At 69.2% G+C, this 8,368-nt stretch carries 5 protein-coding genes and 1 pseudogene; 1 reads left to right on the forward strand and 5 read right to left on the reverse strand.

The features are described from left to right. Positions 1 to 279: 279 nt before the first annotated feature. The 4 genes from ACGF5T_RS34585 to ACGF5T_RS34600 form a co-directional block, all read right to left on the reverse strand. Positions 280 to 549 (reverse strand): hypothetical protein, encoded by a 270-nt coding sequence (locus ACGF5T_RS34585; protein ID WP_366769088.1) that lies wholly within the window; start codon positions 547 to 549, stop codon positions 280 to 282. A gap of 418 nt (positions 550 to 967) precedes the next feature. Beyond that, on the reverse strand, positions 968 to 1,513 hold the full coding sequence (locus ACGF5T_RS34590) for a hypothetical protein (RefSeq protein WP_366769087.1): 546 nt from the start codon (positions 1,511 to 1,513) through the stop codon (positions 968 to 970). A gap of 316 nt (positions 1,514 to 1,829) precedes the next feature. Further along, entirely contained in the window at positions 1,830 to 5,240 is a 3,411-nt protein-coding gene (locus ACGF5T_RS34595; RefSeq protein ID WP_392890254.1) for an NB-ARC domain-containing protein, read from the reverse strand. 301 nt (positions 5,241 to 5,541) lie between these two features. Beyond that, positions 5,542 to 6,405 carry an NlpC/P60 family protein gene (locus ACGF5T_RS34600; RefSeq protein WP_366769086.1) on the reverse strand — a complete coding sequence of 288 codons (864 nt, stop codon included), beginning with the start codon at positions 6,403 to 6,405 and terminating at the stop codon, positions 5,542 to 5,544. Positions 6,406 to 6,974: 569 nt separating this feature from the next. Between ACGF5T_RS34600 and ACGF5T_RS34605 the strand changes: the two genes are divergently transcribed. Beyond that, positions 6,975 to 7,844, forward strand: a complete 870-nt coding sequence (locus tag ACGF5T_RS34605; protein WP_366769085.1) for a hypothetical protein — start codon at positions 6,975 to 6,977, stop codon at positions 7,842 to 7,844. Between the two features lie 171 nt (positions 7,845 to 8,015). Here ACGF5T_RS34605 and ACGF5T_RS34610 read toward each other — a convergent pair. After that, positions 8,016 to 8,209 (reverse strand): annotated as a pseudogene (locus ACGF5T_RS34610) (GNAT family N-acetyltransferase); the annotation flags it as partial. Positions 8,210 to 8,368: the final 159 nt, after the last annotated feature.

Consider the following 8,368-nt stretch of genomic DNA (forward strand, 5'->3'; position numbering starts at 1 on the left):
TGGGACAGCTCATGCGCGCTGCTTACCCGACGGGTGATGGAAGGTCTGGGAGTCCTTGCTCTCGCCAAAGATCTCGGGATCTCCAGGCCTCTGCGAAAAACGATGGGCCCCGGCAGCATCAAGATGCTGCCGGGGCCCATCGTTTTCGGCGTCGCTGAGCGCTCGACCACATGATCGCCGCCGACGCGACGGTTCCCGTGTCCTTGCCCGCTACATGGACGACATCGATCGCCTGAAGAACGCCCCGCTCGTCGAGATCGCCTGTGACACCTTGGGGGACTACAGCGAACGGAGTGCGTCGGCGCAGTCGGAGCACTCCCAACGTTTCATGTTGGGCGGTGACCACGATGCGCCCGGTTCCGAGGGCTGGTAGTTCGCCCGCTCTATGTCCAGGGTCGGCTTGCCACAGAATGTCCGTTCGTCCACGCCGCCGGGGGTGGCGGGGTCGGTCGGCGCCGCGTGAACCGCCTCGATCTCCGAGACCGGATCGCCCGGGCCGAAGTCTTCGGAAAGCTTCTTGCGTAGCTCGCGCAGCACGACGATCACCATGTGACCCACCTTCGACGCTCACCTCGGCCGCCGCATCCCCAGGTGGGCCGGTCGCGACGCCCCTATGTCTCGGGAGGTCGACGAGGCCATGTGTGCTGTTCCGGAGGCCGCCGAACAAACCGGAGATCCCGAGCCGGGAACTTGGAGTCCGCAGGGCCCTCTGCCGTGCGCGCCGCCCGGCGGTCCATGGGCGGCAGCGGGCCGGGCCGGCGGTGCTGGAGAACGTAGCGAGGGCGCGGCGGCCGGGGCCGGGATGCCTCTGCCGCCGTCCCCCGGAGCGGGGACGAGGCCGCCCGCGTGTGTGCCCGCCTTGTCATCCGCTCCCCGTTGTGGAGCCCAGGAGCCACACCCGAGGACGCCGACCTGCGCACAGGCCCTGACGGCGCCGGTCTGTTCCTCCGCCCCGTAGGGGTGCTCATCACTGTGCGGGCGTCGCTCCGGAGGGCAGAGCGAGGGTGTACAGCCGTTCCCGGATGCGGCGCACGATCCGGGAGTCGGGGCCGTGGATGTCGCCGGCGATCGTCAGCAGGTCAGGGCCCAGTCGTTGTCGGTCGGCCTGCGACGGCATGGCCCGCCACAGTCCGTAGGCGCGGAGGGTGGCCGCCTCGACGTCGGGGTGCCCGGGGCCCTGGATGGTGACGCGCAGCTGTGTGGCGTGCAGGTACCAGGGCAGGCCCGACGCATGGTCTCCGGCCAGGGCCGCGAGGTATCCGCGCACTTCGCGGACCTGGATCGCGTGCAGGTGCCACTCGCCGTACTCGGCGGTGACGTCCTGGTCGAGCTGGGCGGCGAGGACCGCGGCGTCCGGGAGGTGCCAGGTCCGGGCGATCTCGGTGATCTTGACGAGCCGCGCCCGCAACGCCTCGGGAGCAATGCCGGTCGTGGCTGGCGCGACGCCGGGCGCGGGCGTGTCCCAGAACTCCGGCGTCACCGTCCCCCAGGGGCGGTAGATCGGCTCGGACATGGTCGCAATCTCCTGCTGTGGAACGCGGGTCACCAGTCCACCACGCGGTGTAGGTTCTCAACCTTCTTGTCCGGCCGGACGCTCGTGAGCTGGGCGTTCGTCACGGTTCCTCATTAATCTGTCCGCGTGCTTTTCTCATCAGCGTGTTCGGTTCTCCATCGAGACCGGGCGGTCCTGGCGATCTCAGAGACTGCCAGGACCGCTCACCGTTCCTGGCGACGTGGTGCACGGCCCCGCTTCTGCGCGATTGGGTACCAGCGCCGCACCGACCGTGAACGGGGCTGCGGCGGCAGGGGACTTGCGCCGACGCCGCGCTTCAGGTGAGGAGGAGGAAGAGGAACAGACCTCTGTAGCCCCCAACCGCGAGTTCGCCAGCAGGCCCCCAGGAACACGTGCGCAGCATTGCTTCGGAGCGCGCTATGGCCACGGTGCGGTGATCCGGAACTGCCCAGATCCGCACCGTCTTGTCGTCGCTGGTGCTGGCGAACCAGGCGCCGTCCGGGGCGATCGCCACCGACAGTACTTCGCTGGTGTGGCCGGTGAGGGTTGCTGTACAGGTCGCGGTGGCGCGGTCCCAGATCCGCACCGTCCCGTCGTGGCTGGCGGTGGCGAGCCAGGTGCCGTCCGGGGCGATCGCCACCGACCTCACCAATTCAGTGTGGCCGGCGAGGGTTGCGGTGCAGGTTTTGGTGGCGCGGTCCCAGACCCGCACCGTCCTGTCGTTGCTGGTGGTGGCGAGCCAGGTGCCGTCCGGGGCGATCGCCACCGACCTCACCCGGTCGGTGTGGCCGGTGAGGGTTGCTGTACAGGTTCTGGTGGCGCGGTCCCAGATCCGCACCGTCCTGGAGCTGGCGGTGGCGAGCCAGGTGCCGTCCGGCGCGATGGCCACCGAGCGCACCGAGCCGGTGTGGCCGGTGAGGGTTGCGGTGCAGGTTCTGGTGGCGCGGTCCCAGATCCACACCGTCCCGTTGTCGCTGGTGGTGGCGAGCCAGGTGCCGTCCGGGGCGATCGCCACCGACTCCACCGAGTCGCTGTGGCCGGTGAGGGTTGCGGTGCAGGTTCCGGTGGCGCGGTCCCAGATCCGCACGGTCCCGTCGTGGTTGCTGGTGGTAAGCCAGGTGCCGTCCGGCGCGATGGCCACCGACTCCACCGAGTCGCTGTGGCCGGTGAGTGAGGAAGTGTGAGCAGCGGAAATCCGGTCCCAGATCCGTGCGGTCCCGTCATGACCGGCGGTGGCGAGCCAGGTGCCGTCCGGCGCGATCGCCACCGACCACACGCGGCCGGTGTGGCCAGTGAGGGTTGCGGTGCAGGTTTCGGTGGCGCGGTCCCAGATCCGCACCGTCCCGTATCCGTCGCTGGTGGCGAGCCAGGTGCCGTCCGGCGCGATCGCCACCGACAGCACCCAGCCGGTGTGGCCGGTGAGGGTTGCTGTGCAGGTTTCGGTGGCGCGGTCCCAGATCCGCACCGTCCTGTCGTCGCTGGTGGTGGCGAGCCAGGTGCCGTCCGGGGCGATCGCCACCGACCACGCTCGGTTGGTGTGGCCGGTGAGAGTTGCTGTGCAGGTTCCGGTGGCGCGGTCCCAGATTTGCACGGTCCTGTCGTCGCTGGTGGTGGCGAGCCAGGTGCCGTCCGGGGCGATCGCCACGGACCGCATTCGGTTGGTGTGGCCGGTGAGGGTTGCTGTGCAGGTTCCGGTGGCGCGGTCCCAGATTTGCACGGTCCTGTCGTCGCTGGCGGTGGCGAGCCAGGTGCCGTCCGGGGCGATCGCCACCGACCTCACCCGGTCGGTGTGGCCGGTGAGGGTTGCTGTGCAGGTTCCGGTGGCGCGGTCCCAGATCCGCACCGTCCTGTCGTGGCTGGCGGTGGCGAGCCAGGTGCCGTCCGGGGCGATCGCCACCGACCACACTATGTCGCTGTGGCCGGTGAGGGTTGCGGTGCAGGTTCCGGTGGCTCGCTCCCAGAGCTGAGCGATCCCGTCCTGACTGGCGATGGCGAACCAAGTGCCGTCGGGCGCGATCGCCACTGAAGGCATCGAGCCGCCAGCGAAAGTCTGGTGCAGTGCGGGGGAGGGGGCGTCGGGCAAAGGCCATTGGTTGGTGAGGCAGGGGCGTTGGGCGGGGTCACGCCGGCGCGCGGTGACCTGGGCCTGCCAGAGCAGGTGTGATCCGAGACGGGTATGAAGGACGCCGGTGAGGGCCTGGGGCGGGTCGGTGGGGGTGAGGAGGTGGGCAGTCTGGGCGAGGCTGCGGGCTAGGGGGCGGGCATGGGGGGTGTCGATGCGCGTGAGGTCCACATAGGGGGCGGTAGGACCCCGTTGGGCGAGGCGGGTCTCCACCCATCGCAGGTCACCGGCCACGGCTTCGGCGGCCGTGGTGCGTCCGGCTGCGAGCATGTGGTCAATGAGGTGGTCGCGGACGTAGCCGTCCTGCATCTGCCACCAGGCGCGTTCGGGGTCAGGCGTGGCGGGAGCGAGGGGCTGGGCCGGGGGCAGGGTGGCGGCGATGACGTCGATCAGAAGGCCGTTAAGACGGACCAGGTTCGCAGTGCCGAGACTGCTGCGCAGGTACTCGCGGATGACGTCATGAAGGCTGATTGTGCCGCCATTGCGGGGGTCGAGGGTCAACAGCGACAGGCGTTGCAGGTCCCGGCATAGGGTGCGGGTCTGGTCCTCGGTTAGCTGGCCGCTTGCCTGCCAGAGCAGGGCGATGACGGGGATGGGGATGGACTCGTCCTCGGCGAAGATGCCGAGTTCGGTGAAGCGGTCGGGGCCTCCGGGCGGCAGGAGGGTGGTTGCGGCCTCGATGGAGGCCCTGACGGCCTGGTTGCGCAGGAGCGGGTCGTCCAAATTCCAGGTGGCGGCGGGAACGTCCACAGCGGCGGGCCCATCGTCGCGCAGCCGGTGCAGGATCCGCTCGGCGGTGGCGGTGGGATCGGCGCCGGCGGCGCACTGTTCGGCGATCAGACGGTTGGTCAGGCGCAGCAGCAGGGCCCAGCGGCCGGTCGCCTTCAGCAGGTCGTCCACCAAGGCCTCGGGCAGTGGTGGCAGATTCCAGGTCAGCACGGCCTTGGCCTGGTCCCGGGACATCTGGTCGACTGGGATGTGCTGCGCACCGGGTGGCAACAGTGCGGGGTTGCGGGTGGTGACCAGCCGTACGCAGCGGCGGCCTCCCGTCAGGAACGGGGCGAGCTGCTCGGCTTCCCATACGTCGTCCAGGACGAGCAGGGTGCGGGGGCGCTTGTCGAGGAGCCGACCCAGGTGGGCGCCGGCCAGGGCAGGGTCGTCGAACTCGCTGGTATCGCCGGTGACGAATCGGGTGACCTCGACGACCTTGGCGGCCACAGCCGCACGTCCGCGGACGTCCCGGCCGATCGTGACCATATAGATCCGGGGCCGGAGAGGAAACAGGCGGGAGCGGAACCGCCACCGCACGCGCCGGCGGGCGCATACCGCAGCGGCCAGCGTGGTTTTTCCGAACCCTCCTGCTCCCCAGAGAGAGGTGGTGATGCCGACGGCGCGGCCGCCGCGGCACACCGCAGCCGCTGCGGTGCGGGCCTGAGCCCGGTCGACGAACCAGTCCGGAATGGCCACGGGTGAGGGCGGCGGGGGATCGTTCAGGACAGCGGGTGGACGCAGTTGCAGCCACGCCGCCATGCCGCCTGCCGCGATAGCCAGTGGCCCGAAGATGATGAGAGACCACCACGGGTGCTGTCGGAGTTCATCCAGCAACCAGGGCCAGCGTGAAGTAGCCGTGGCGGCGTTCCCCGCCAGGGACAGCAGGATCGCCAGCCCAATACCCAAGCTAGCGAGCGCCACAATTCCCGCCGCCCACACACGCACCCGCACGCGCCCACCCCCGATACCGGCACCTGATCTCCCTGCGCTGGACCCTAGCGACCGGCTACCCGCACCATGAACGGAACGCCACAAGAACGCATAGACACGGCTCTTTGAGAGTGCTTCCCATCGATTTGTCGCATACGACAAGTTGGCGACAGATCGATGAGAATCCGGCAGATCTAAAGCGGTCCTACACGCGGCGGCCCTCGGTGATGCGGGTCAGGCAACTGGTGCTGTTGCGCCAGCTTTCGTGGGTGACGATACGGGTATTCATCCCGGTACGGGGCGCTTCGATGATCAGGCCGTCGCCGATGTACATGCCGACGTGGCCGGGACGCGCGTCCGAGCCGTCGGACCCGGGATTGAACACCAGGTCCCCCGGCTTGGGCTTGTCGATGTCGACCTGCCTGCCGACGCCGACCTGCGCGTACGTGGTGCGGGGGATGCTCACCCCGGCAGCCCGGTACGCCTGCTGCATCAAGGAGGAGCAGTCGGACCAGTGGGCCGGATCCCTGCCCAGCGCGTCGGTGCAGTCACCGCCCAGCCGGTACTGTCCACCTCGCTGTTTCAACGCCCAGGCCACGGCGGTGCGGACCGTCTGCGGCGTTCCCTCGGGCAGCTCGTACCCGGCGGGCAGGGTGCCGTCCTCGCTGGCGGCCGGTGCGGCGAAACCGGCCGCCGTCTTCAGGATGTTCCGCACGTAGTGGTATGTCTGGCCGTCGGCGAACTCGGGCGGTGGGACACCCTTGTACTCGTCGACCCGGCCCCAGCCGGCGTTGTACGCGGCGAGTGCGAGTTCGCTCGGTGAGTCGTTGTACCGCGGGTGTTCCTTGCCCTTCATCAGCGGGGAGCACATCATCCGTCCCTGGGCCGGGATGGCGTCCTCCGGGTCCCACACGTCCTTCTTGCCGTCGCCGTTGCCGTCCACGCCCCATGTCGCCCAGGTGCCGGGGATGAACTGGGCGATGCCGCTGGCGAGGGGGTCGCCGTTCGTATCCTTCGACTGGGCGGTGGGGGAGAAGCCGCTCTCCTGCTGGAGCTGCGCTGCGAGCACGGCCGGGGAGAGGCCCTCCTTGCAGGCGGCGGCCGCCTGCAGGAGTCGGCCGCCTGCAGGAGTCGGCCGCAGCGCCCACATCCTGGCGGAACGCGCCGAGGCCGCGAACGCCCAGCGGGCCCGAGCGGGGCAGCAAGCCCGCTTCGCCACCACTGACGTGGACGCTCTGCGGGCCCTCGTCACGCTGGCCGAGCACCACGGCGGCCGGCTCGCGGCCACCCTGCCGCCCGGCTTCACCCGCCTTGCATCCCATCGGGCCGCCGGACTGCGGACGGCCGCGCCACGCTCCGCAGCCGCCGGTCCGACGCCATCGGTTGTTCGGACAGGGGTGGTGACAGGTCCGAACACGGTGCGCGCGGCCCGCGGGGATCACAGATGGGGCCCTGGCTGAGCTCGAGGTGCAAGCACGGCCGACCATCAGCCGCCTCCGACCCGTCGCTCGGACCTGGTCGAAGAACGACGCTGGCCGAGCACGCTAGCCTCAGCAGTCCTACAGTCCAAGATCGAGACGGGGTCAGATGCGGGCGGACAATGGGAAGTTACTGCGTGCCGAGCCAGCCGGGGGCGGTGTGGCCACGATCATGTCGGCCGGAAGCCTGACCACCATCACTGACGGCATCGAGCCCCAGGGGGCGTCGGCCGTGTCACGGACCAGGAGGACATGGAACACCACGGGAAGGTGGACCGCGGGCATCGCGCTCGCGGCTGTGTTCGCCCTGACGGGCTGCACGTCATCCAGTGGCGACGACAGCGACACGGAGCAGGCGGGTAAGGGCGGCGCGAGTACCTCCGCTTCCGTCTCCGCCAGCCCGAAGCCGGGCTATACACCGCCGGACGACTGGAGTGAGCCGGAACGCTGGACGGCTCTGCCCGCTGGGGAGCGCATGGACATGCGCGGCAGCGAAGTCGGGTTCCCGCACACTGTCGAGGGTGCTGTGGCGATGGCGGCAGTTGCCAACACCACCGCAATCGACGGCAGCCGGAGCTCGGTCGACGAGCAGCTGCGGATCTACCACTCCTATGTGACCCATGCTGACCAGAGCGACGAGCACGCCGATCAGATCGAGCGTACCGCGATCGAGACCGACGAGTTGCTGCGTCAGGAGATGGGCGTGAAGGCGGGAGCGCCACTGCCCTCCGGCGCCTACATGCGCAGCACCGTGATCGGCTATAAGTTCGTCCATCAGTCGATGAACGAGATCGCAGTGTGGCTGCTCTTCCGCACGGCGTTGAAGGCGGGCGAGATGGAGAAGGAGTCCATCAGCTACGGCCGCATTCTGAACGCGGTGGTATGGGAGGGCGGTGACTGGAAACTGTCCGGAGCGGCTACCCAGCGAGCTCTGGAGAGTACGCAGAAGGGCGAGCAGCCCAAGATCGTGGCGCCTGGGGACTCGGATTTCAACGCGTCCGGATGGACGGCCATCCGGGAGGCATCGTGATCGGGCGCCGACTCACTTCGAGCGCTAGGTTGTGCCAACCCTGGACCGTACGGTCGAGCCCTCGTCGGGTCGCACCGGCGTCCGCGTGCTCCCGAGTGCCGCCGCGTACTGCGTTCAACGGATGGCGCGGATTATCACAGTAAGGACGGGCGGCGTCGGTGACGGCTGGTTTCACCCGATGCCCTCGTGCCCCCACGACCGGAGCGCGTGGACCCTTCGTCCCCGGCGGCCGGGTTGATCATCAGCGTGATGAACGGCTCGTCGTACCTGGCGAGGAGGGCGTCGTGGATGCGCCGGGCGGTGCCGGTCTCGCGCCAGGCCGGCCGGACGCCGATCTCCTTCAGGGCCACGGCCGGACACTCGGTTGTTGCCCGTCCTAGTGAGGGCGCATGCAGTTCGACGGATTGACATCACTCTGACCCCCGCTACTTACTGATCGTTTCAGAATGAGTTGAGTCGCAGGTCTTGCGCTCGGTGATCTCGGACGGCAGTGTCGCCGGGTGCGTACTGATCTTGTTCCTGAC

The organism is Streptomyces sp. NPDC047853, assembly GCF_043204535.1.
Taxonomy (GTDB): Bacteria; Actinomycetota; Actinomycetes; order Streptomycetales; family Streptomycetaceae; genus Streptomyces.